Raw genomic sequence first — 23,135 nt, 5'->3', positions numbered from 1 at the left:
TCGCCGCTGGGCTCGGCGCGCCGCGGCGCCGTGCGGTCGGCGCGTCGGCCCGCGTGGCGTCCACCGTCCTGCGATCTTTCCGGCGCTCTTCGGGCGGCACGCCCGGGCGACGCCGCGGCGGAGACATCGCGCCCCAGGTGACGGGCCGGTGGTGGTAAAGCGACCGGCCCATGAACAAGTCCGAGCGCCGCCAAGCCCTCCTCCGGGCGGCGCGCACCGTGTTTTCCGAGAAGGGCTATCACGAGGCGAAGGTCGACGACATCGTCGCGCTCGCGAAGGTCGCGAAGGGGACGTTTTACCTGTACTTCCCCGACAAGCGCTCGGTGTTCGGCGAGCTCGTTCGCGGGCTCTTCTCGCGCCTCGGCGGCGCCATCCTGCGCGTGGATCCGTCGGCGGACGTGGAGGCGCAGGTCAAGCACAACATCCGCGCGATCGTGGCGGTCTTGCTCGACGATCCGGCGCTGACGAGCATCCTCCTGTCGCACGCGGCGGGGCTCGATCCGGCGTTCGTGAAGGAGCTGCGCGCCTTCCGCCAGGAGGTGAAGCTGCTCCTGGAGCAGAGCCTCGCCGAGGGGCAGCGGCTCGGCGTCATCGAGCCGGGCGACACCGAGCTCTACGCGACGTTCACGATCGGCGCGCTGAAGGAGGTGCTGTTCGAGAACGCCCTCGAGGACCAGGCCCGCCCGCGCGAGCGGATCGTCACGGCGCTCTACGATCTCCTGCGGCGCGGCTACCTCCGGATGGACCCGGCGCCCGGCCAGCCGGCGCTGCGCGCCGAGCCCGGCCAGCCGGCGCTGCGCGCCGAGCCCGGCCAGCCGGCGTCGCGCGCCGAGCCCGGCCAGCCGGCGCCGCGCGCCGAGCCCGGCCAGCCGGCGTCGCGCGCCCGCCGCGCCAGGCCCCGAGGCAACTGACCGGCGCGTCAGTCAGGGCGGTGACTATGCAGGTCCAGCGGACGGCGTACGGCCGAGGCGCGGCATGACGATGTGCGCGATGAAATTGTGCAGGGTCCGGGTGCCGAGCTGGTCCGGGGAGATGCGGTCGAGGAGCGCCGGGACGTCGAGGCCCTCGGCCTGCAGGACCTCGCGGCGAAAGGCGATGTAGCCGGCGATGACGTCGTGATCCATCTCGGGGTGGAACTGCACGCCGTAGCAGGTGCTCGTGAAGCGGATGACCTGGTGGTCGTCGAGCTCGGTGAACGCGAGGCTCCGCGCGCCCTCGGGCAGCGTGCCGACCGTGTCGACGTGGGTCGCGTGGGTCTCGAAGCTCGACGGGAGGCCGTCGAAGAGGACGTCGTCGGCGCGGCGCTGGACGCGGATCCGGCCGATCTCGCGGCCGCGCGGGTTGCGGATGACCTCGCCGCCGAGCGCCTGGGCGAGGATCTGGTGGCCGAAGCAGATGCCGAACGTGGGGGTGCCGGCGCGGACGACGTCGCGCAGCCACGCCTCGCAGCGGAGCATCCAGGGGTCGCGGTGGGGGACGTTGGCCGAGGAGCCGGTGATGACGAAGGCGGCGATCCCGGGGGCGTCGGGCGCGGGGAGCTCGCCCGTGCGGGCGTCGAAGACGGCGTATCCGCCCCGCCAGGCGGCGCCGATCGTCTGCTCGATGAGGACGGCGAACTCGCCGCGCCGCTCGAGGACCGGGGGCACGGGCTCACCGGTCTTCACGATGACGATCTTCTTGTCCTTTTCGTCCTGTCCCACCCGGTGAACATAGCAGAGCGACCGCCTCGGCAAGGGCGGGACTTGGCAGCGCGGGGCGGGGGCGCGAAGATGCTCCCGCATGTCGGCCTATGTCGTGTCGCGCCCCGTGTGGCGGCGGTTTCGCCCGCGTTTCCTGGCTCGCGCTGCGGCGCACGTGAGGGCCGGCGGGCACGCGGCCATCGTGCTGCCGGACGAGCGGATCGATCTCCTCCTCTCGGTCGACGCGCAGGGCAAGCTCACGGAGCTCGGGCTGTGGTCGCTGCTGTCGATCGAGCAGCAGCGCTTCCGGCGCGTGGCCGAGGGCCCGGCCCAGGGGCTCGCGACGGCGCGGGTGAAGCGGCAGTACGAGGGCTCGGTGCTCGACTGGTGCGAGCGCGACAGCGTGCACGCCGGGGCGATCCGCGAGGTGGCGCTCGACTGCCTGGCGTGCGGCGCCTGCTGCCACGACGCGAACGTGGTGCTCGACGACGTGGACCTCTCGCGGTGGCGGGGGGCCGGGCGGGGCGACCTCACGGGGCGCGCCTACGTGCGGCGGGCGCGGGACGGGAAGATCACGCTGCGCTTCGCCGCGAGCGGCCGCTGCCAGCACCTCTGCGAGGACAGGCGCTGCGCGATCTACGAGATCAGGCCGGACAACTGCCGCGCCTTCGTCGTGGGGAGCGAGGCGTGCCTGTCGGCGCGCGAGGAGACGCTCGGGATCCGGGACGGGGCGGCGTCGGGCTAGGCGCGCGGTCCCTCACGGGAGCGGCGCGCAGCCGGGGTAGAGCGCGTTGAAGTCGTCCCGCTCGAGGTACACCGTGATGACCTCGGGGTACTTGACCAGGCCGCCCGGCCAGCCGTCTGGCCCGCTCGCCTCGGTGTAGCAGTCCTCGACGAAGTCCGCCGAGGAGTTCTCGCACGTCTGCAGCTCGGGCTGCGCCAGGTCGCGGCAGGGGCCGGCGAAGGAGAGCGCGCAGCCCTCGCTCGCGCCGCAGGACCGCCAGGGCGCCTCGGCGCTCGAGCTCGCGCCGCACTGCGCCTCCACGGCGGCGCCCGCGCACGCGTACATGCCGTGATCCGGGCCGCTGCCGAACAGGTTGCCGTAGAACGCCGCCTCCTGCGCGTTGAACTGCGCCCGCTCGGTCGTGGTCGTCCCGAGCGCCGCGTGCTCGCCGCGCAGCGAGATGGGCACCTCGACGCCGTAGCCGTTGACGTGGGCAAGCAGGCACGCGCTCACCCAGCGCTGGCCGGCGGGATCCAGCGGCTCGTCGCGCCAGTCCGGGGCGACGCCGACGCCGCCGGGGAAGGTGTAGGTCACGCCGCCGTGCGCGCCGCTGAGGCTCTCGCCCTCGGGCAGGGCGCACCGGATCACGTAGGTGAGCAGCTCGCGGCCCTCGGGGGTCTCGATGAGCTCCGTGGAGGAGAGGTCCGCGCCGCTCGGCGACAGCCCGCCCGCGGACAGGCCGTTCATGGAGAGGCGATTCATGGAGAGGCGGTTCATCGAGAGGCGGTTCATCGAGGTGAGCGCCTCTCCCGTCGACCCCGGCTGCGCCTCGGCGGGCTCGCCCTCGAGCGCCTCCGCGAGGCAGCCGCTCTGCGCGACACCCGCGGCGAGCGCCGCGACAAGGATGAGCAGGTCATGCGTGCGTGACATCGATCGCTCCTGGGGCCGAATGCCGCGAGCTGGCGGGGGTCTCCTGGGATCACGGCGAGGCGCCTCGACCAGCGGACGATCGCTCGTGGCTCACCCCGAGCCGCCCGGGAGCTGCGGGGCGTGTGAGACCCGGAAGCTGCCCTCAGGCACGGCGATTCTGCCGATGTCGAGCACTGCAACGTCCAGGCCGCGAGGGCGATCTCGCAGGGGTCGCGAGCCTCCGGGCAAGCTCGGCCGCCGCCTGTCCGCCCGATGATCCCGGGGGCCGGCGATGGATGGTGCAGCTGGTCACATGGGGCGATTTGTCGCGGGCTCGCACGCGCGATCGCGGGCTCGCACGCGCGATGGAAAGCCGTGGCTCATCGCGCTTCGAAGGCGAGCGCTCTCGGAGCGCGACGTCCCGCTGCGCTCCGCGTCCCACGTGGTGGGAGGATCGCGGGCGGGTGGCGCGATGCGCGCGCGCGGCGGCGAGGTGGCGCGCTCTCTGGTACGTAGGCGTCGAGAGGCGCCAGACGATGCAGAAGACCGAGGGTGAGCTCGCGCGAGGGCCGAAGGAGGCGGGGGTCGCCCCGGGTGCAGCGCGCGACGTTGTCGAGGGGGCGAGGGGGCGGACCGCCGCCGCGCGGCTCCGGGCGCAGCGCGCCGCCTGTCTCCTGATCTTCCTCGCCAACGGCTTCTGCATGGGCACCTGGGTGACGCGCATCCCCGATTTCAAGCGCGCGCTCGCGCTGAGCGAGGCGACGCTCGGCAACGTGCTGCTCGCGCCGGCGCTCGGCGCGTTCGTGGGGATGCCGCTCGCCGGGTGGCTCGTCGCGCACCTGGGGAGCCGGGTCGTGGCGGTGTCCGCCGGCGCGGCGTTCGCGATCAGCCTGTTCGGGCCGGGGCTCGCGCGGACGCCGGTCGAGCTGTTCCTCGTGCTCACGTTCTTCGGCGTGTCGAACGGCGTGATGGACGTGTCGATGAACGCCAACGCCGCCGAGGTGGAGGAGGCGTGGGGGCGACCGATCATGTCGTCGTTCCACGCGCTGTACAGCGCCGGGGGGCTCGCGGGCGCGGCGGCCGGCGGGGCGCTGGCGCACGTCGGGGTGGCGCCCGCCGCGCACCTCTCCCTCGCCGCGGTGGCGGCGCTGCTCCTCGTCGGGCTGCTCTCGCCCTGGGTGCGGCCCGGCGTGCCCGCGCCGGAGCCGCCGAGGAACCCGTTCGCGCTGCCGCCCCGCGCGATGTGGCCGCTCTGCGCGATCGCGTTCCTGTGCATGTTCGGCGAGGGCGCGATGGCCGACTGGAGCGCGGTGTACCTCCGCGAGACGCTCGGCACGACGGCGGCCTTCGCGGCGACGGGGTTCGCGGCCTTCTCGGTAGCGATGGCGGCGGGCCGCTTCCTCGGCGACGGGGTGAGCAGCCGGCTGGGCCCGGTCGCGGTGGTGCGCGGCGGGGCCGTCCTCGTGACGGTGGGGCTCGCCGCGGCGCTGGTGATCGGCCGTCCGATCGCCGGCCTGTTCGGGTTCGCGTGCGTTGGGCTCGGGCTGTCGTGCGTCATCCCCACGGTCTTCAGCGCGGCCGCGCGCTCCGGCCCGACGGGCACCTCGATCGCGGCCGTGGCGACGTTCGGCTACCTGGCGTTCCTCGGCGGGCCGCCGGTGGTCGGCCACATCGCCGCGGCCACGAGCCTGCCGCTCGCGCTGTCGCTCATCGTGGTCGGGGCGATCGCCATCGTGGTGCTCGCCGGGGCCGCGGGGGGGCCGGCGAAGGCGGCGCAGGGCGAGGAGGGCGTGGCGGGCGAGGGGGTGGAGACGTGAGCGGCGGTGAGGTTGGCAGCGGGCCGACCGTCATCGAGCCACGAGACCACGGCAATCAGCGTCAGCTTTCCTCGCCGCTCGGCGTCTTCGGCGCGTCGACCCGCAGGGGGGCATCGAGGGGCCTGCCCGTCTGCGGGTCGAACCGCGGGGGCCGCTCCCCCTCCGGCGCGCTCTGCCCTGCTGACCGCGCCTGGCTGGCCTGGAAGGGCAACGTGGGCCGCGGAACGAACTGCGCGATGTCCGCCGTGCCCTCGGGGATGCCGGCGCGCATGGTTTCGGGCCGGGCGCTCGCGTGCGCGGCCCAGGGCGAGACGTCGGCGCGCTCCGGCGACGAGCGCGGCAGGACGAACGCCGGCTCTTGAGGCGACGCGGACAGCGCTGGCCGTGGCGCGAGATGCGCCGGTGCGGCGTTCCCTGTCGCCGGCGGCTGCGGCGGGCCGAGCGACTCGAGCGACGGCCGCTTCGCCTCGAGGCTGCGCCGGGTCCGCGCGAAGGCCGAGCTGAAGCGGAGCGCCTGGATCCCCTGGTTGCGCTTCGCCGAGAGCGCGAGCTCCGCCGTGTGCTCGGCGTCGGCCCGCTCCCAGTCCGCCGGCGCGACGCCGAGGCGCGCGAGCACCTCGTAGAGATCCGCGCCGCGGAAATAGACCACATGGGCCAGGACCTCGGCATACCGCTCAAGTCGCATGACGCTCTCGCCCTTTCCATCCACGGCCGGCCTACTTGTCATGGCTCGTCTGCGTCGGCCGAGTCCGGCGGGACAGGCCTGTTCCGGAGACGGAGCTCGTTGCATGCTGCCACCATGAGCCGACACCCCGCCGTCCATATCTCCACGGCCTTCGCGACGTCCTTTTGCGTTCCTCGGCCATTCTCGTACAGGTCCGCGAGCTCCATGCAGCCCGTCAGCCCACCGGAGTCGCGCTTGTCCATGCGGCAGCTCATCTTTACGAGCTCGAAGATCTTCTTGTCGATCTCCGGTCCTTGGCCCTCCTTCTGGAGGCGGGAGATGACGCGCGAGCACCCGTCATAGATGCCGTGCTGACAAGCCGCCAGGTTGAAGAAGCGCGCCTTTTCGAGGTCTCTGGGGGCGCCCTTGGCGGACTCGAACAGGTATGCGAGGGCAACGCACTCCTTGAAGTCTCGACCACTGACACACGCGTGGTAAGTGAGCTCCGCGCGGGTAGCCTCGCGCCCGCGTGGCTCGTCGCCGTACTGGCCGACACAGGCGACGGCGAACGAGCACTCCTCCGCTCGGCCAGCGCGGCACTCAGCCTGGGAGGACGCGCACGCTTTGAGGTAGATCTCTTTCCTGAGGCTGCGCTGCTCTTCTGCTGTTTTGTTCGGCCAGTGGTGGTTGACGATGGGTTCGCACGCGCGCGTCTCGCCCGCAAGGCACAGCTCGAGGAGCCTCGCGCTCATGACCTCCGCACGGGGCTTGACGTCATCCTGCAAGGCGAGCTCGAGCAGCGTCAAGCAGGCCTCGACGTTAGACGCCGCGCACGCGTCCTCGGCGGTCTTCAGCGCTGTCTTGCCCACGGTGCCCTGAAAGACGCTCAGCTCGTCCGGATGGCGGAGCACATCCAGGGCGAGCGCCAGACAACCTCGCTGCTCACCGCGTGCGCAGACCAGCTCATGCTGGCTAGCCTCCGCGACAGCCGCGCTCGGCTTGCTGGGCCATTCATGCCAGTGGTGGTACTCCACGGCCAGGTCCATGCACGCCTTCGTGTCCTTGCCGAGACACGCCTTTTTGAAGAGGGCCTCCGCGCGCGCCGCGTCCTCTACCACACCGAATCCGTGGAGGAACAGCCAGCCGGCGGCGCGGCAAGACTCCATGTCTCCCCGCTCGCAGCGGCCCAAGGCGGGGGCGGGGTCTTCCGCTTTTGGCAACGAGAACAGACCCGCGCCCGGATCCTCGTCTGGTCCGGTCGGCGCGGCGCTCGCCGTCGCCGGCGTACGCACGCCGAGCTGCCGCCCCTCACCCTTCTTCGAGGGCGCGCTCGCTGCGCCGCAGCCGGCGAGGAGGACCGAGATGGCTGCCGTGATCAGGGTCGAGCCGTCACGAAATCGCTTGAGCATCGTCATCTCCCCCGGCTGAGGCGGCGCCGTCCAGGAACATCGAGGGCGTGAGCGCGTCGATCCGCTCCTCGGACCCCTCTTCGAAGCTAGGGTGCACAAAGATCTTATTCCAGGCGGTCTCCTTGAGTTTGTTCTCGATCGACGAGGGCCAGGCGGCGCTCGGTTCTGCCTTGCCTGAGCCGCCGGTCATGTACTTCCATCGGCACTGGAACTGCGCCTTGCCCGCGTAGTCCGGGTGCTGCTGCCCGCTGTTCGTGATCGCCACGGCCGGCAGACGAACCGGACCCAGCGCGCCAGCACGATGTCGAGCGACAGGGCGTCGTTGCCCAACATGCGGTCGATCTGCTTGACACCGCTCTTGGCGGTGATCTTCGCCACGTTCGCGTAGGCCTGCCCGATGGCGTGGCTCGACAGGACGGCGGTGTTCAGGACCCCGGAGACGCCGTTTGCCAGCGACAGCACGCGCAATGCGTGCAAGTCTGCGCTGAAATCGCGGTCCACGAACTCCCGGGGGTGCTCCAGACCGAGCTTGTCTCGGTCGGGCTTCTGCGTCGAAAGCGCATCGGCAACGGTCACGGGTGGCATCATGCCGCATCAACCATCCGCCGGGCGATGGATTCCCGGATCTGTGGCGAAGGAGGGGATCCCTCAGGGTGGAGCCCTGCCAGCTTCCAGAGCCGCGGAAGCGTCTGTGAACGGTTACGCATCGCGACCGTCGCGAGTTTCGGCTACCTGGCGTTCCTCGGCGGTCCGCCGGTGGTCGGGCACATCGCGGCGGCCATGAGCCTGCCGTTCGCGCTGTCGCTCATCGTGGTCGGGGCGATCGCGATCGTGGTGCTCGCCGGGGCCGCGGGCGGTCCGGCGAAGGCGGCGCAGGGCGCGAGGAGCCTGGCGGGCGAGCGCGTGGAGACGCGAGGTGCGGCGAGGGGGGAGACGGTTTTCAACCATCCCAGAAGCTCGCCGTCGTCCATCCGCCTGTCTCTCCGTCGAGGATCCGGATGCCCTCGGCCTCGATCGCGTCGGCGAGCTCCTCGGTGGTCCCGTCGTCGCCGGAGACGGCGACTTTCATCGTGCCCCAGCGTTCTCGTGCCCATGTCACGATGGGGATCAGCTCGCGGGAGCCTCGAGCCCGGACATCGACGACAGGAATGCCGCGTGTCGGACTCGACTCCCAGATGGCGTACGCTGCAGAGACATACAACCTCGACCGCGCGTCGCTGCACTCGCGGACGAGGGGCACGTTCAAGTGCTCGGCGAGCTCGCCCCACGCCTTGAGCGGGATCGTCAGGAGCGCGCTGGCATGCCCCATCGCGTCCAGATCGGCGTTGAACGCGAGTCGTTCCAGCCACGAGACCACGCCCCCACCGACGAACTCGAAATGCCCGTAAGCCGCATCGCAGGACCACATCGCTCCGGTCGCATCGCACAGGTACGACTCGAACTCCGGTCCTCCTCCGATGCAGATCATGTCGAGATCTCCCCACCGGTAGAAGGGCCACTCGCCTCGGGAGAGCTTCGGGGCGCCATGGGCGACCGCGACGGCTGTCGGCGCTGCTCTCTGCGCAGCATCAGGGAGGTCCTCGATGCGCCAGAGCCCCAGCCATATGTTGCCCTCGCCAGGTCGCAACAGCAGCGTCCGCCCGAGGAGGAGCAGCTCTTCCGGAGCGCCGGCCATCGCCGCGGGAGGCGGTGCAGCGGAGAGGGCTATCGCATGGCGACGGAGGTATTCCCGCAGGCGGACACTGCCGAGCGCCGGTGGATGACGGCGAATCCGCTCGCGGCGTGTCGGCGTCGCTTCGACCGTCTCCATCACGTGACCGCGAAACGTTCGCTGCTGCCGGATCAGATCCCGCCCAGCGATCGAGACGACCACCTCGTGGTCACCGGTGCCGCGATGCGGGTGCTCGAATCGTCCCTGGATGGACTGTTGCTCCATATCGCTGACGAAGAGGAGGTGCGCATCCGGTGCCGGCATGCTCGCGCAGAAGCCCAGCGCGTTGCATCGCTCCAGGATCCGTGCGGCTCCGTCGACGGATCGCGCGAGAAAATGAGAATCCCAGCACAGGATCTCGTCGTTGCAAAAAGCATTGTCCACAGGGTCGATTGCGCCAAGGCCGAGCGCCAGCGCGAGATCTCGGCCCCAGCGTCTCGGGAGCGTCGGGAGCGCGTCCTTGCACACGAGCTCCGGGATCCATGAGCGAAACTGCTGTCGTAGCACGAGCAGCTCGACACAGGCCCGCCACGAGATCGTCGAGCCCAGATCCGCTGTCCCCCATGCGCCATCAGATCGTTCGTTCAAACGGATCCTTGTCTGTCCTTTGCCCCAGAGGCAATAGCCGGGCTGGCACTCGTCCGTCGGAGCGTCGATCGTGGCCGGATATCCCAGCGTGGTGCCATCGAGGACGGGCATGCCTCGCCAACCCGTCAGCTCGTAGAGCTCGTCGTCGAGCTCACGCGTGGGTGACAGGTCCGCCAGCGGCGTGCGCGGCACAACGGGAGCCGCGCGAAGTGCATCGATAGCGCGGTCGGACCAGCGGGTCGTCAGAGCGTTTGCCATCTGCCCTCGTGGTAGTGCCACTTCCCTAGAGCGTCGGTTGGATGCTTCGATGGATCTCTGTAATCTTCCCTGAAGGGCTTCCCCCACTCGGGAGGAGAGACAGCTGAGGTGCCCCCGGCCGGCATTTTCTTGGTCAGGCCATGTTCGGGATCGTTGGGGTCGAGCCCTGCCAGCTTCCAGAGCCGCGGAAGCGTCTGTGAACAGTTAGGGCATGCCTGCTTGATCTGTCCGTCGCCGTCCCACTTTGCCTCTATATTATTTGTGTCCTTGAGCGCTTGCTGGAGGTTCTTCCTCCCCTCTTCGGTCTTCGTGTCGATGCGCTTTCCAGTAGCCTGCTCCCACTGCTTCAAATAGTCACTCATGGCTTTCGGCTCGGCGCAAAGGGCCGGATTCCGGTCGAACTTTCCTTGCTTTGGCACCGCGGAAGACTTCGGTAGAGCGTCTTTTACGGCTTCGTGTAGGTTGCTCTTCCAATCCGGGTCATAGCCGGAAGTGCCCATCCCGGTGATCTGCTTCCCGTCGCTGGTGACCCCGGTAACCGTCCCCTGCATGGGGATCGCGTCGGGGTTCAAGGCATCCAAATCGATGAGGTCTGTGGGGCTCCCTTCGGCATATACGTACTCCCGCAGGCTCCCCTCCAGCCGGATCGGCTCCGGGCTCAGGTACTGCCCCGTCTCCGGGTCGTAGTACCGGTACCTGTTGTAGTAGAGCCCCGTCTCCTCGTCCGCGTACTGCCCCGGGAACCTGAGCGGCGTCAGCTCGGCCTGCTCGCCCTCGACGCGTCCGAACAGCGACGCCTCCACCGTGCCGACGAGCGCTCCGTCGCCGGTCAACAGCGCCTCCGGCATCCCGTTCGGCGCCTCGACGTAGTACCGGACCTCGGCGTGCTCGCCCCGCCGCACGCGATCCGCGAGCGGCAGCAGCGCCTCCGGCAGCACGGCGTAGGCCCGCTCTTCCACGACCGGCTCGCCGCCCGCCCCCGCGCGCTCTCGGATCTCGTGCACCAGGCGCATCCCCGCTCCAGGCATACCGCGTGATGCTCTCGACCACCCGATCCTTCTCCACGCGCTTCTCGAGCCGCCGCGCGAACGGGTCGTACACGAAGCGGATCACCCGACCGTCCGGCAGCCACACCGCCTGGAGCAGGTCGCCGTCGCCCCAGCCGAAGCGCCACGAGCGCCCGTCGCCAGCGGTCTTGCTCGTCACGCGCCCGCCGTCGTCGTACGCGAACGTCACCTCTCCTCGCGAAAGAAGCCGCCCGCCCGGCCCATACCTTCGCTGCGCCCCGCTGTCGTGGAGCTCCCCGCTCGGCCCGTGGCGGAACCCCTCGAGCACCTCCCGCCGCGCTCCCGCGGCTCGCTGGCGCGCCAGGATCATCCCGTTCCCATCGCGGGGGAGCTCCAGCGAGCTCCCCCCCACGCCGTCGCCCACGGCCCCGAGCAAGCCCGCCGGCGACCAGCCATAGCCGCGCGCGAACGTCACCCCGAGCGGCCTCGGCCCCACCCACGCGGGCTCGCCTGGCCGCACGGCCGGCCCCGCCTTGGGGCTCATCACCTTCACCCAGGCGGGCAGGCCATCCGGCGTCACCGCCTCGGCGATGCGCCCGCCTGCGGGCAGCGCCCTCTCCACCAGGTTGCCCGCCGGGTCGTAGCCCAGCCGCAGAGCCCCAGCGTCGCCGAACGACACCTCGACCGGCCGGCCCATCACGTCCCGCACGATGTCCATGGCTCCGAACGGCCCCGACGTCCGCACCGCCTTGCCGAGCGCGTCGTACGCCGTCTCCGTCGCCGTCCGCTGGCTACCCCGCGTGACCGTCTCGCGCACCACCCGCCCGCGCGCGTCGCGCGCGTACTCGCAGGTGACGTCTCCGCTCGTGATGCGTTCCATCCGGCCGAGCGGGTCGTAGGAGATCTCATCCCTCCGCCCATCCGAGAAGCTGCGCTCCACGAGCCTTCCGCACGGGTCATACGCCAGCTCGACGCGCCCTGCGCCGTCCCGGATCTCGACGATCCGGCCCATCCCGTCGTGCCGGTACGCGATCCGGCGCCCGTCGAACGTGTGCTCCTCGACGATGCGCCCCTCGCCCCGGCGCACATACCGGTGCTCCTCGCCGACCTCGTTCACCACCCGAACGAGATCCTGCTCGCGATCGTGGAAGTACCGCACGGCGCTGCCGTCCGGGCGGACCACCTCCATCACGACACCGATCCCGCCCCAGCGCAGCGTGGTCGCACGCCCGTCCGCGTCGACGATCCGCGACAGGCGGCCATCGGCATCATACCCGTAACCGTCCGTCGCTCCGCTCGGACGCCGCACGGACACGAGCCTGTCGCATGCGTCGTAAACGTAGACCGTCTCGAACCCCCGCTCGTCCACGAAGCTCGTCACCCGGCCCAGGAAATCGTATCGAATCCGCCGCGCCGACCCGTCCGGCTCGATCACCGCCACGCGGTTGCCGAGCGCGTCGTACTCCATCCGGGTCACGCCCCCGTTCGGGAGGACCGCCTCGACGAGCAAGCCCCGCTCGTCATAGCGAAACGCCACCACGGGCCCGAGCTCGTCGAACACCGCAGTGACATCCCCTTGCGCGTTCCGCTCGTAACGCGCGAATCCCCCGAGCGCGTCCCGTATCTCGGCGATGGCTCTCTGCTGGTCGTACAGGTACTCCGTCCTCGCGCCCATCGGATCCACCACGGCGCATAGCCGCCCGACCTCATCGCGCTCGCAGCGCCACGCGTGCCCGAGCGCATCCTGGTACTCGAGAACGTTGCCCGCGGCGTCGAACCGGTACGAATGCACGTTTCCGTGCCAGATCACCTTGTCTGCCTTGTCCAGGCGGTTGCCCTCGACGCGCCGCTGCGAGCGCGAGGTGATCACCTCGACGAAGACGCCGCGGTCCTCGATCTTGACGTGGCAGAACCCCTTCGCCTTCGTCTCGCCGTCGTCCAGGGTGTCAGGCACCTCGCGATCGAGCGCGTCGTTGCCCGGACGCTCGCACCACGTCTCGACGCAGCGGCCCCGGTCGTCGTAGCGAAAGTGCGCCACGAGCCCCCCGGGCTCGCGACGCCTCGTCAGCCGGTGCTCTTCATCGTACTCGTACCGATGCTCGTGTCCCGCCGCGTCGATCGCGGCCGCGAGATCGCCCCGCTCCCCGTACCGGTACGTCCGAAACGAGGTCCATCGCCCCTGCGCCGACGCGTTCTTCACCTCGAAAGCGGCGATCCTGCCGTCCGGGTGTCGGCGGACGCGCACGATGCGCCCTGCGCTGTCGAGCACCTGCGACAGGCGAGTCCCCTCGTACGTCAGGCGAACCTCGTTCCCGTACCGATCGACGATGCGCGACAAGAGCCAGCATCCCTCCTGTCGCTCGCCGAGCACGTACAAGAGCCCTTCCGCCTCCAGCGTGTAGCCGGCCGCGTGGCGCGTCAGCCGGCCGCAGGGCAGCGCGACGGGGTGTTCCGGCTCGGGCACGTCCGCCGTCGTGGGCGCGGCGTTCGGCTCCAGCACCCGCAGCGTCCTCCTCCGCTCCTCGATGCGCCAGGCCAGCGAGTGACTCCATCCGAAGCCGAGGCCCAGGTCTACGTCACGCGTCTCCGACGAGTAGCTCCGCTCGATGACCAGCGGAATCGGACCCGGCAGCGCGAGATCGACGACTTTCGCGGTGTAGACCCGCCCCGTCACGGGATCGACCGGATCTCCCGCCGAGGTGCCTCCGCCGCGCCCATGGGACGGGTTCGGGCAGCCTCCACCGCTCCCCGGGCCGCAGGAGCCGGCGTTCTTGCCGCCGCCCTGGGCTCCCTGGCCGCCGCCCTTGCCGTCGGCTCCTTGGCCGCCCCCGCCGCCGCGGCCTCCGCGCCCCCCGCCGCCTCCTCCGTTGCCCCCGCCGCCCAGGATCCATGTCCCGGGGTTCATGCCAGGGAGGGCGGGGATGTTCGGAACCGGAGCCGTGCGCGCCATGGGACGAGGGTCGCCGGCGGCCACGCGCGGCGTCAATTCGCAGCACGTTGCCGCCTCGCAGGCGAGGAAGGTGTGCCAAGACGAGCTTGTTTTGTGCCAAGCCAGGGGGGTCCGACACTGGCTCAACCGCAATGCATTGCGACACACCGGGGTCCGGACCCCTCGAGAACGCTCCGCGGGGCGTCATTGTAGGCAAGATTGTGCCAAAAAACGCTCTGGATTGTGCGGTTATGCGCCATTTGCCCCCGGGAAGCGCCGGATTTTGTGCCAGAAGGGGGTCCGGACCCCTCCGGACCGCAATGCACAGCGCTGGTGCGCGGTCGAGACCCCTCCGGGACCGCGCTGCACAGCGCCGGCGCGGGGTCGGGACCCCCTCCGAACCGCACGTATCGTCCACGTTCGCCCTTCCAGCGCGCTCCAGGGTCGTGACGCCGGTGGCCTTGACTGGCTTGCGGTAGTTCCACCGGGTCGCGAGACTCGCAGCATGGACGGCATCGGCCCGAACAACCCCGTGGTGCGGCTCTGCGCCGAGGGCATGCAGGCCGAAGCCGAGGGACGGAACGAGGACGCCCGGGCCCTGTTCGAGCAAGCATGGGCCGCGCGCACCGACCATTACGAGGCGTGCATCGCCGCCCACTACGTCGCCCGCCACCAGGGGAGCGAGCAGGAAACGCTCGCGTGGAACCAGGAAGCCTTGCGCCGGGCCGACGCCGCGGGCGGCGACCGGGTTCGCGGCTTCTATCCGTCGCTCCTCCTCAACCTGGGGCGCTCGCACGAGGTGCTCGGCGACATGGCCGAGGCGCGCGCCTGCTACGAGCGCGCGGCGGCATTGCTCCACGAGCTCCCCGCGGGGCCGTACGGCGACATGGTCAGGAACGCCGTGAAGCGCGCCCGCGGGCGGGTCGAGTAGCCCGCGCCCTTCCGCCCCGTGCGCTCACGGCACCGGGGGCGCTCACGGCGCCGGTGCGCCGGGAACCGGGGCGTCTTGCGGCGCCGGCGCGCCGTCTGGCGCCGGCGCATCCATCGCGCAGCGGAAGCCGATCCAGGCGTGCGCGGTCACCGGCGCCGCGGCCGTGCGGTACGTCGCGGAGAGCTTCTCCGGGCCGTCCAGGAAGCTCCCGCCGCGCACCACCTTGAGCGGGAACGACGGGTCGCCCTGCGGGTTCTCGCCGCCGGGCGGCGGAAAGACGAGGCCGTCCGACACCCACTCGGACACGTTGCCGGCGAGATCGTAGACGCCCTCCGGGGTGCGATCGCTCGGGTGGGCGCCCGACGCGCAGGTCGCGACCTCGGTGCCGCGCGCGAGGCAGCCCTCGTTGCGGTCGTAGCAGGCGCGCTCGCACGCCGGCGCGTCGTCGCCCCAGACGTAGGCCCGCCCCGCCGCGCCGCGCGCCGCGACCTCCCACTCCGCCTCCGTGGGCAGCCGGCGGCCCCGGAAGCGGCAGTAGCTCTCGGCCTGGGAGTAGTCGACGCAGTTGATCGGGTGCCCGGTCGCGTTGCGCGGCTCGTTGCAGCGCCGCGACCACAGCTCGGCCTCCTTCTGGTCCTCGGACGCCGCCGGCGCCTGCGCGCCCGGCAGGAGCTCGGGCGTCAGCGAGACGTGATCCGCGGTGGAGCACATGCGCTGCTGCATGCAGGCGCGGTAGGCGCGGACGGTCACCTCGTTGCGATCGATGTAGAACCCGCGGGTGAGCGTCACCTGACGCGCCTCCCCCGCGGCGCCGATCGTGGTCGTGAGCGGCCCGATGAAGACCATGTCGGCCGGCGGCGCGGCGGGCGCGGCGGGCGCGGCGGCCGACGCCTCGGTCGCGGCGCTCTCCGCCGGCGCGGCGGTGGCGACCGCCGTCGCCGCGCCCGCGGGGGCCGTCGCCACGGCGCGCCCGGTGGGCGACGCCTTCGCGGGGGCGCGCGCGGCCGGGGCCTGCGCCGGCTTCTTGCTGGCGGGCGACTGCGTCAGGAAGTACGCCGCCGCGCCGGCGCCGCCGAGCAGGAGCGCCGCGAGGAACCAGGGGAGCGCCGCGCGCACGGGGCTGCGGCCGCGCTGCGGCGGGGCGACAGGCGGCGCGGCGTGCGGCGGGCCGCCGGCCGGGTGCGGGGCGGCGCCAGGCGGCGCGGCGTGCGGCGGGCCGCCGGCCGGGTACGGGGCGGCGCCGGGCGGCGGGGGCGGCGGGCGCGCCCCGGGGTAGCCGGCGGGCGCGACCGTCTCGATCATGGAGTCGTCGACCTGCGCGGTCCGGGAGCCGCCCGTCGCCAGCACGCCGGCGGCGGAGGCCGCGCCGGAGGCCGCTGCCGCGCCGCCCGTGGCGCCGCCCACGCCGCCGCTGCCGGCCGCGCCGCCCGTGAAGCCGGCCGCGCCGCCCGTCGGCGGCCCGCCCGCGCCGTGGCTCACCTTGACCACGGCGGGCCGCGCCGGCGCGGGCGCGCGCGCGTCGGCGAGCATCGTCGGCTCGACCGGCAGGCCGGCGTGCCCCGCCGACGCGCCGAGCCCGCGCGCGGCCGCATACTCCGCGGTCGACAGCCCGCCCGCGTGCTCCGCGCCGTAGGCGTCGAGCCTCGGGCCCGACCCGGCGCGCTCGCCGAGCGCCGCGGCCGAGAGCGCGTCCCAGAACTCGCCCGCGCTCGTGAAGCGGTGCTTCGGCTCGATGGAAAGCGCCTTGTCGAGCACGCGCTCGATCGCCTCCGGCGCGCTCGGCAGCCCGCGCGCGCGCAGCGTCGGGCGCACCGCCGGGTCGGCCGAGGCGATGTAGAGCTGCGTCGGGTCGTCCCCCTCGAGCGCGCGCCTGCCGCTCACGAGCTCGACGAAGATGAGCGCGAGCGCGAACACGTCGGTCCAGGGGCCGGTCGCGCCGCGGGCCTTGTTGAACTGCTCGGGCGCCCCGTAGCGCGGCGTGAACGCGCTCGGCCCCTGCCGGGTCGCCGCGAGCGCCTCGGTGAACGTGGGGTGGTCGGCCAGCACCTTGGCGATGCCGAAGTCGAGCACCTTCAGCGTCCGCGCCCCGCCGACGTCCGTGAGGAACAGGTTGGCCGGCTTCACGTCCCGGTGCGCGACCTTGTGCGCGTGCGCGACCGCGAGCGCGCGCGCGGCCGGCGAGAGCAGCTGGATCGCCTCGGCGATCGACATGCCGAACTCGCCCCGGTCGCGCCGGTCCCGGAGGTATTGCCCGAGCGTCTGGCCCTCCAGCCACTCCAGCACGAGGTAGGGCACCCACACGCCGGCCGGGGTCGTGAACGCGCCGACGTCGAGCGCCTGCACGATGCCCGAGGTGGCCCGCGACAGCCGGTGCAGGATCCGCCCCTCGCCCCGCAGCGTCTCGAGCAGGGCGTCGCGCTGGGCGGCGTCGAGCGAGGTCGGCATCTTCAGGCACTTGATCGCGATGAGCTCGCCGAAGCCCTCGTGGATCCCGCGGTAGACCACGCCGAACCCGCCGTCGCCGATGACGGCGGCGACGCGGTACTTCCCCTCGATGGTCTGGCCCGCGAGGCCGAAAGGGTCGTCGGAGGGCTCCGTCATGCCCCGCTCCTAGCGCGGAGCCGCTCGCAGGCAAAGGGGCTTCAGCGCCGCGCGCGCCCGCTCGCGTCCGTCGGCGCTGGTCGACGTCCCTTTGCGCCCGTTCGCGTCGGTTCGCGTCGGTTTGCGCCCGCTTGCGCCGGCTCGCGCCCGTCGGCGCCCGCTCGTGCTCGTTTGCGTGTTTGCGCCGGGCCCGGTTCGTTGGTGCTGCTTGCATCCGGCGGCCGGAGGGGCCATGGCGGTCTTCATGAAGGCACCGCGCGCGCTCGTGATCCTGGCCGAGGGAGCTGAGGAGATGGAGACCACCATCATCGTCGATGTCCTCCGGCGCGCCGAGGTCGAGGTCGTCCTCGCCGGGCTCGACGGGCCGGGGCCGGTGCGCTGCAGCCGCGGCGTGCGCCTCGTGCCGGACGCGGATCTCTCGGCGGTGTCGGGCGACTTCGACGTCGTGGTCCTCCCGGGCGGCAAGGGCGGGGCCGACCGGCTGGCCTCCTCGCCGGCCGTGGGGGAGCGCCTGCACGCGCAGGCGCACGCGGGCCGCACCGTCGCGGCGATCTGCGCGGCGCCGATCGCGCTCGCGGCGCACGGGCTCTTCCAGGGCAGGACGATGACGTGCCACCCGTCCGTGAACGACGTGGTGTCGGCGCACGGCGCGCTCGCCGCGAGCCCGGTGGTCGAGGACGGGCAGCTCGTGACCAGCCAGGGGCCGGGCACCGCGATGGCGTTCGCGCTCACGCTCGTCGAGCGCCTCCGCGGCCGGGAGGTCGCGGAGAAGGTGCGGGCGCCGATGATGCTGCAGTCCTGAGCGCGCGCGGCCCTCCGAGGCGGCGAAGCCGGCCAAGACGAAGCCAGGGGGGCAGCGACTATGCCACCTGCAAGTGCTCGATCAGGATCTTCACGCCAAGGCCGATGAGCACGACGCCCCCCGCGACGTCGAGCCGCTTGCCGAGCATCGCCCCGAAGCGCCTGCCGGCGAAGAGGCCGATCGCGCTCAGGACGGCTGTCGTGATCCCGATGGTGACCAGGGAGAGCGCGAGCGGCGCATTCAACATCGGAAGCGTGAAGCCGATCGCGAGCGCATCGATGCTCGTCGCGATGGCGAGCACGAACATGACCTTCAAGGCGAACAAGTCCTTGGGCGCATCGTCGTCATCGTCAGCGCCGGACCGCGCCTCCCACAGCATCTTGCCGCCGATGGCCCCGAGGAGCCCGAAGGCGATCCAGTGATCCCACGCCTGCACCAAAGGCCCGACACGCGCGCCGAGGAGCCACCCGATCAAGGGCATGAGCGCCTGAAACCCGCCAAAGAACCCGGCGACGAGCGCGACGTGCCGGGCGCGAATCACGGGGACCGCCAGCCCCCGCGCGGCCGAGACCGCCGTTGCATCCATGGCCAGGCCGAGCGCGAGCAGCAGAATTGCGCCGAAGCTCACGACGCCACCGCCGACCATCCGGAGATGAATCTCGAGGATCCGCGCATGCGTCCGTTGAGGGCACCTCGCGCCAAGGTCACCGCCTGGAGCACCCCTGCACAGCCGAGGTCGCCATGGGGCGCCCGCCCCACGGCCTCCAGCCGATCGCGCGTGCGTCGCGCGCGAGCCATGAGCCTCTTCGTGGTCTCGATCGTGTGCACCCGGAGAGCGTAGGGGACCATGCTACGTGCCACAAGCGGGCAGGGGCCTGCTCAGCCCGGGGCGTCAGCGCGGCTCATGCAGATTCCTGAGCCCTGAAGGGCGGCTCACGTGCGCTATCCGCCGTGGCCGAGCCAGCGCTCACCTCCACCAGCTTCGATCGCCGCCGGCCGGTTGAACTAGAATGGCGACCGGCCGGCGCTTCAGGTCGTGCGAAAGCGGCGGCGCCGGGGAGGAAAATGCGATGCGAGCGATGGTCATCCCCGCCTTCGGCGGGCCCGAGCTGTTCGAGCTGCGTGAGGTAGAGCGGCCCTCGCCCGGACCGGGCGAGGTCCTGGTGCGCGTCGTCGCGTCGGGCACGAACCCGGTCGACGCGAAGATCCGGGCCGCCGGGAGCTGGGCGCAGATCGCGCCGCCGGTGGTCCTCGGCTACGACGTCTCCGGGGTCGTCGAGGCGGTCGGCCCCGGCGTCGGCGGCTTCGCCCCCGGCGACGAGGTCTTCTACACGCCGGAGATCTTCGGCAACCCGTCGGGGAGCTACGCCGAGTACAACGTGGCGCCCGCGTCGATCGTCGCCAAAAAGCCGCGCGGCATGTCGCACGTCGAGGCGGCCGCCATCCCGCTCGCGGGCGGCACCGCGTGGGAGGCGATCGTGCGCCGGCTCGCGGTGAAGCCCGGCGAGACGGTGCTCGTCCACGGCGGCGCGGGCGGCGTCGGCTCGTTCGCCGTGCAGTTCGCCCGCGCCTCGGGCGCCCGCGTGCTCGCCTCCGCGGGCGCGGCGAACCAGGAGACCCTGCGCGGGCTCGGCGTCGATCGCCCCATCGACTACACGTCCGAGGACCCGGCCGAGGTCGCCCTCCAGGAGACCGGCGGCGCCGGCGTCGACGCGGTCTTCGACACCGTGGGCGGAGACCTCGTCGCGAAGAGCCTGCGCGCGACGCGCCCGGGCGGCCGGCTCGCCTGCGTCCTCGCGCCGCAGGGCGACCTCTCCCCGCTCTACATCAAGAACCAGACGCTCCATGGCATCTTCCTCACCCGGGAGGCCGCGCGCCTCCGCGAGATGACGCCGCTGTTCGAGCGGGGGCTCGCGTTCCCCGTCGTCTCCGGGGTGCTGCCGCTCGAGCAGGTCGCCGAGGCGCACCGGCGCCTCGACTCGGGCCACGGCGCCGGCAAGCTGATCCTCTCGATCGCCAAGGGCTGAGCCGCCCGCGCCGAGCCGCCCGCGCCGAGCCGCCCGCGCCGAGCCGCCCGCGCCGACGATCGCGCCGCCCGCCCGGCACGCCGGGGCGCCCCCATCGGTCGGGTCGTTTGCAGGACCACAAGCGCGCACAGATGGCCTTATACTGCGCCGCGTGCTGCCGCTGCTCGCCCTGACCGTCGTCGTCGTGCTGTGCCTTGGCTACCGCTTCTACGGGAGGCTCGTCGCGCGCAACTACGCGCTCGACGACGCCGCGGTGACGCCCGCGGTCAAGGTGAACGACGGCGAGGACTACGTGCCCACGAAGCCGTTCTACCTCTTCGGCCAGCACTTCAGCGCCATCGCCGCCGCCGGGCCGATCGCCGGCCCGATCCTCGCCGGCCAGGCGTTCGGGTGGCTCCCGTGCGTGCTCTGGATCGCGCTCGGCGTCGTGTTCATCGGCGCGGTGCACGACTTCTCCGCGCTCATCGCGAGCGTCCGCCACGGGGCCGAGAGCGTCGCCGAGATCGCGAAGCGGCACATCGGCCGGCGCGCCTGGCTGTCGATGATGATCTTCATCTGGCTCGCGCTCTCCTACGTGATCGTCGCCTTCACCGACATCACGGCGAGCACCTTCGTCGGCAAGACCGAGGAGTTCGAGGGCGGCACGTTCCAGTTCAACCCCGGCGGCGCCGTCGCGGCGGCGAGCGCCGCCTACCTCGGCCTCTCCCTCGTCATGGGCGTCGTCGACCGGTACCTCAAGCCGCCGCTCTGGCTCACCACGCTGATCTTCGTCCCCGCGACGCTCGGCGTCGTCTGGCTCGGCACGCAGATCTCGACCGCGTTCGTGCTGCCGGTCGACAACCCGCAGCGCGCGTTCGGCCTCATCATCCTCGTCTACTGCTTCGTGGCCTCGCTCCTGCCCGTCTGGCTGCTCCTCCAGCCGCGCGGCTACCTGGGCGGGTTCATCCTCTACGTGGCGCTCGCGGTCGGCGTGATCGGGATCTTCTTCGGGAACCTCCGGTACCCGGGGGAGTTCGAGCTGCGGCAGCCCGCGTTCACCTCGTGGAACGCCGGCGGCGCGACCGGCATGCTCTTCCCGTTCCTGTTCGTCACCATCGCCTGCGGCGCCTGCTCCGGCTTCCACGGGCTCGTCTGCTCGGGGACGACGTCGAAGCAGATCTCGAAGGAGACGCACACCCACGCGGTGGGCTACGGCGCGATGCTGGCCGAGGCGTTCGTCGCGCTGATCGCGCTCGCGACGCTGGTCATCGTGGCGCAGGGGACGAAGCTGCCCGGGCCGGGCAAGATCTACGGCGACGGGATCGGCAGGTTCCTCACCGTGATCATCGGCAAGGAGCACTTCCTCTTCGCCGCGACGTTCGGCGCGATGGCGTTCTCCACCTTCGTGTTCGACACGCTGGACGTCTCGACGCGCCTCAGCCGCTACATCCTCGAGGAGCTGTTCAACTGGAAGGGGAGGGTGTTGTCCGCGGCGGCGACCGCGCTCTCGCTGGCGCCGCCGACGCTGTTCATCATGACCGCGCGCCCGCCCGCGCCCGGCGTGCGGCCCGCGTACCTCGACTTCTGGACGCTGTTCGGCACGAGCAACCAGCTGCTCGCGGCGCTGACGCTCCTCGCGGTCACGGTCTGGCTGCACCGCGAGAAGCGGCGCATCTGGTACACGGCGATCCCGATGGTGTTCGTCATGGCGATCACGGTGTGGGCCCTCGTCCTGCAGGTGCGGACCGCGCTCGTCGCCGTGAAGAACGAGGGGCTCGCGCTGAACGCGACGACGATGAACGGCCTCGTGGGGCTCGCGCTGATCGGGCTCGCGCTGTCGCTGATGGTCGAGGCGGTGAAGGCGATGAAGAACGGGCCGGCGGCGGACGCGGCGCCGGCGCCCGGGCCGGCGCGCTGAGAGGGGCGGCGCGCTCCGCCGGGCGCCGAGCGGGGCGCGCTCCGCCGGGCGCGCCGCGCGTCACCCCGCCGCGGCGCGCTCGCGTAGGCGCTGCTCGGCCAGCCGCTCGGCGGCGAGCGCCGGCGGAGCGCCGTCGGCCGCCGCCATCTCGAGCACGCGGAGGACGGTGTCGTAGATCGCGTGGACGCGCCGCTCGACCTCGGCGCGGGACCAGCCGAAGAGATCCGCGCCGCCGCTCAGCACGCCGCCCGCGTTGGCCACGACGTCGGGCACGTAGAGGACGCCGCGCGCCGCGAGCGCCTCGCCGTGGCGCGGCTCGAGGAGCTGGTTGTTGGCGGCGCCGGCGACGATCTCCGCCCTGAGCTCCCGGACGGCGCGGTCGTCGAGGACGCCGCCGAGCGCGCAGGGGGCGAAGATGTCGGCCTGGGCCGAGGCGATCGCGTCCGGCGGCACGACCGTGGCCCCGAGCTCGGCGGCGACGTGGCGGGCGCGATCCGGCGCGACGTCCGCGACGAGGAGCCGCGCGCCGGCCCGGTGGAGCTCCGCCGCGAGCCGGCCGCCGACGCTGCCGCAGCCCTGGAGCGCGACGGTCCGGCCCGCGAGGTCGTCGCTGCCCCAGCGGTGGCGGGCCGCGGCCTGGATCGCGCGGAGCACGCCGCGCGCGGTCCACGGCGACGGGTCGCCCCCCTCGCCGGCGAGGCCCTTGACGTGGCGCGTCTCGCGCCGGATGAGCTCCATGTCCGCGGGGGTGGTGCCCACGTCCTCGCCGGTGATGAACCTGCCGCCGAGGCGCTCGATGAAGCGCCCGTGCGCGCGGAAGAGCCGCTCCCGGTCGAGCGGCTCCGCGCCGCGGAGGATGACCGCCTTGCCGCCGCCGACGTCCATCCCGGCGAGGGCATTCTTGGTCGTCATGCCGCGCGACAGGCGCAGCGCGTCGACCAGGGCCTCCTCGTCGCTCGCGTAGGCGAGCAGCCGGGTGCCGCCCAGCGCCGGGCCCAGCGCGGTGCTGTGGATCGCGATGATCGCGCGGTAGCCCGCGGCCTCGTCCGCGCAGAACAGCACCTGCTCGTGGCCCATGGCGGCGAGGGTCTCGAACACGCTCTTCATGGCGGCCGAGCGTACCACCGCGCGGCGCGCCGGGGGCGACCGGGCGCCGCGGGGGGCGCCGGCCCTCCAGGTCCG

18 protein-coding genes and 2 pseudogenes are annotated in these 23,135 nt (G+C 72.3%); 7 read left to right on the top strand and 13 right to left on the bottom strand.

Annotation, left to right across the window (positions count from 1 at the left end; genetic code table 11):
- The first annotated feature begins 170 nt into the window (after positions 1-170).
- Complete coding sequence (locus WMF33_RS36410) at positions 171-911, top strand: TetR family transcriptional regulator (protein ID WP_437332919.1); 741 nt, start codon at positions 171-173, stop codon at positions 909-911.
- A gap of 24 nt (positions 912-935) precedes the next feature.
- Here the strand turns inward: WMF33_RS36410 and WMF33_RS36405 are convergent, their stop codons facing one another.
- A complete protein-coding gene (locus WMF33_RS36405; RefSeq protein WP_437332918.1) occupies positions 936-1,700 on the bottom strand; it encodes a glutamine amidotransferase in 765 nt (254 codons plus the stop codon).
- A 79-nt stretch (positions 1,701-1,779) separates the two neighbouring features.
- Here WMF33_RS36405 and WMF33_RS36400 point away from each other — a divergent pair, with 79 nt between their 5' ends.
- Positions 1,780-2,424, top strand: a complete 645-nt coding sequence (locus WMF33_RS36400; RefSeq protein WP_437332917.1) for a YkgJ family cysteine cluster protein — start codon at positions 1,780-1,782, stop codon at positions 2,422-2,424.
- A 12-nt stretch (positions 2,425-2,436) separates the two neighbouring features.
- Here the strand turns inward: WMF33_RS36400 and WMF33_RS36395 are convergent, their stop codons facing one another.
- On the bottom strand, positions 2,437-3,333 hold the full coding sequence (locus WMF33_RS36395; RefSeq protein WP_437332916.1) for a hypothetical protein: 897 nt from the start codon (positions 3,331-3,333) through the stop codon (positions 2,437-2,439).
- 515 nt (positions 3,334-3,848) lie between these two features.
- Between WMF33_RS36395 and WMF33_RS36390 the strand changes: the two genes are divergently transcribed.
- Positions 3,849-5,129, top strand: a complete 1,281-nt coding sequence (locus tag WMF33_RS36390; RefSeq protein ID WP_437332915.1) for an MFS transporter — start codon at positions 3,849-3,851, stop codon at positions 5,127-5,129.
- A gap of 61 nt (positions 5,130-5,190) precedes the next feature.
- On the opposite strand, the gene WMF33_RS36385 is transcribed toward WMF33_RS36390, so the two are convergent.
- From WMF33_RS36385 to WMF33_RS36350, 8 genes and pseudogenes are all read right to left on the bottom strand, one after another.
- Complete coding sequence (locus tag WMF33_RS36385) at positions 5,191-5,814, bottom strand: hypothetical protein (RefSeq protein ID WP_437332914.1); 624 nt, start codon at positions 5,812-5,814, stop codon at positions 5,191-5,193.
- A 38-nt stretch (positions 5,815-5,852) separates the two neighbouring features.
- Complete coding sequence (locus WMF33_RS36380; RefSeq protein WP_437332913.1) at positions 5,853-7,202, bottom strand: hypothetical protein; 1,350 nt, start codon at positions 7,200-7,202, stop codon at positions 5,853-5,855.
- Positions 7,183-7,392 (bottom strand): hypothetical protein, encoded by a 210-nt coding sequence (locus WMF33_RS36375; RefSeq protein ID WP_437332912.1) that lies wholly within the window; start codon positions 7,390-7,392, stop codon positions 7,183-7,185. The genes WMF33_RS36380 and WMF33_RS36375 overlap by 20 nt, the downstream gene beginning before the upstream one ends.
- On the bottom strand, positions 7,389-7,778 hold the full coding sequence (locus WMF33_RS36370) for a hypothetical protein (RefSeq protein WP_437332911.1): 390 nt from the start codon (positions 7,776-7,778) through the stop codon (positions 7,389-7,391). Before WMF33_RS36370 ends, WMF33_RS36375 begins: the two co-directional genes overlap by 4 nt.
- Before the next feature lie 364 nt (positions 7,779-8,142).
- Positions 8,143-9,759 carry a hypothetical protein gene (locus WMF33_RS36365; protein ID WP_437332910.1) on the bottom strand — a complete coding sequence of 539 codons (1,617 nt, stop codon included), beginning with the start codon at positions 9,757-9,759 and terminating at the stop codon, positions 8,143-8,145.
- Positions 9,744-10,259: a YwqJ-related putative deaminase gene (locus WMF33_RS36360; protein WP_437339553.1), complete on the bottom strand. Its 516-nt coding sequence runs from the start codon at positions 10,257-10,259 to the stop codon at positions 9,744-9,746. The genes WMF33_RS36365 and WMF33_RS36360 overlap by 16 nt, the downstream gene beginning before the upstream one ends.
- Before the next feature lie 138 nt (positions 10,260-10,397).
- A pseudogene (locus WMF33_RS36355) lies at positions 10,398-10,607 on the bottom strand (RHS repeat-associated core domain-containing protein); the annotation flags it as partial.
- 2,662 nt (positions 10,608-13,269) lie between these two features.
- Positions 13,270-13,671 (bottom strand): annotated as a pseudogene (locus WMF33_RS36350) (DUF6531 domain-containing protein); the annotation flags it as partial.
- A 529-nt stretch (positions 13,672-14,200) separates the two neighbouring features.
- On the opposite strand from WMF33_RS36350, the gene WMF33_RS36345 reads away from it, so the two are divergent.
- Positions 14,201-14,626 carry a hypothetical protein gene (locus WMF33_RS36345; protein ID WP_437332909.1) on the top strand — a complete coding sequence of 142 codons (426 nt, stop codon included), beginning with the start codon at positions 14,201-14,203 and terminating at the stop codon, positions 14,624-14,626.
- Positions 14,627-14,668: 42 nt separating this feature from the next.
- Here the strand turns inward: WMF33_RS36345 and WMF33_RS36340 are convergent, their stop codons facing one another.
- Entirely contained in the window at positions 14,669-17,227 is a 2,559-nt protein-coding gene (locus WMF33_RS36340) for an SUMF1/EgtB/PvdO family nonheme iron enzyme (RefSeq protein WP_437332908.1), read from the bottom strand.
- A 244-nt stretch (positions 17,228-17,471) separates the two neighbouring features.
- Between WMF33_RS36340 and WMF33_RS36335 the strand changes: the two genes are divergently transcribed.
- Entirely contained in the window at positions 17,472-18,029 is a 558-nt protein-coding gene (locus tag WMF33_RS36335) for a DJ-1 family glyoxalase III (RefSeq protein ID WP_437332907.1), read from the top strand.
- Between the two features lie 58 nt (positions 18,030-18,087).
- Here the strand turns inward: WMF33_RS36335 and WMF33_RS36330 are convergent, their stop codons facing one another.
- The gene (locus WMF33_RS36330; RefSeq protein ID WP_437332906.1) at positions 18,088-18,657 is read right to left on the bottom strand and encodes a manganese efflux pump MntP; all 570 of its coding nucleotides are present in this window, start codon (positions 18,655-18,657) and stop codon (positions 18,088-18,090) included.
- A gap of 442 nt (positions 18,658-19,099) precedes the next feature.
- On the opposite strand from WMF33_RS36330, the gene WMF33_RS36325 reads away from it, so the two are divergent.
- A complete protein-coding gene (locus WMF33_RS36325) occupies positions 19,100-20,056 on the top strand; it encodes a zinc-dependent alcohol dehydrogenase family protein (RefSeq protein ID WP_061621705.1) in 957 nt (318 codons plus the stop codon).
- 151 nt (positions 20,057-20,207) lie between these two features.
- The gene (locus tag WMF33_RS36320; protein ID WP_437332905.1) at positions 20,208-21,953 is read left to right on the top strand and encodes a carbon starvation CstA family protein; all 1,746 of its coding nucleotides are present in this window, start codon (positions 20,208-20,210) and stop codon (positions 21,951-21,953) included.
- A gap of 60 nt (positions 21,954-22,013) precedes the next feature.
- Here the strand turns inward: WMF33_RS36320 and WMF33_RS36315 are convergent, their stop codons facing one another.
- On the bottom strand, positions 22,014-23,060 hold the full coding sequence (locus WMF33_RS36315; RefSeq protein ID WP_437332904.1) for a Glu/Leu/Phe/Val dehydrogenase dimerization domain-containing protein: 1,047 nt from the start codon (positions 23,058-23,060) through the stop codon (positions 22,014-22,016).
- Positions 23,061-23,135: the final 75 nt, after the last annotated feature.

It is taken from the genome of Sorangium sp. So ce394, assembly GCF_051474665.1.
Lineage (GTDB): Bacteria > Myxococcota_A > Polyangia > Polyangiales > Polyangiaceae > Sorangium > Sorangium cellulosum_D.
Note: the sequence above shows the minus strand (reverse complement) of the source record. Positions and strands in the feature narration are given on the sequence as shown.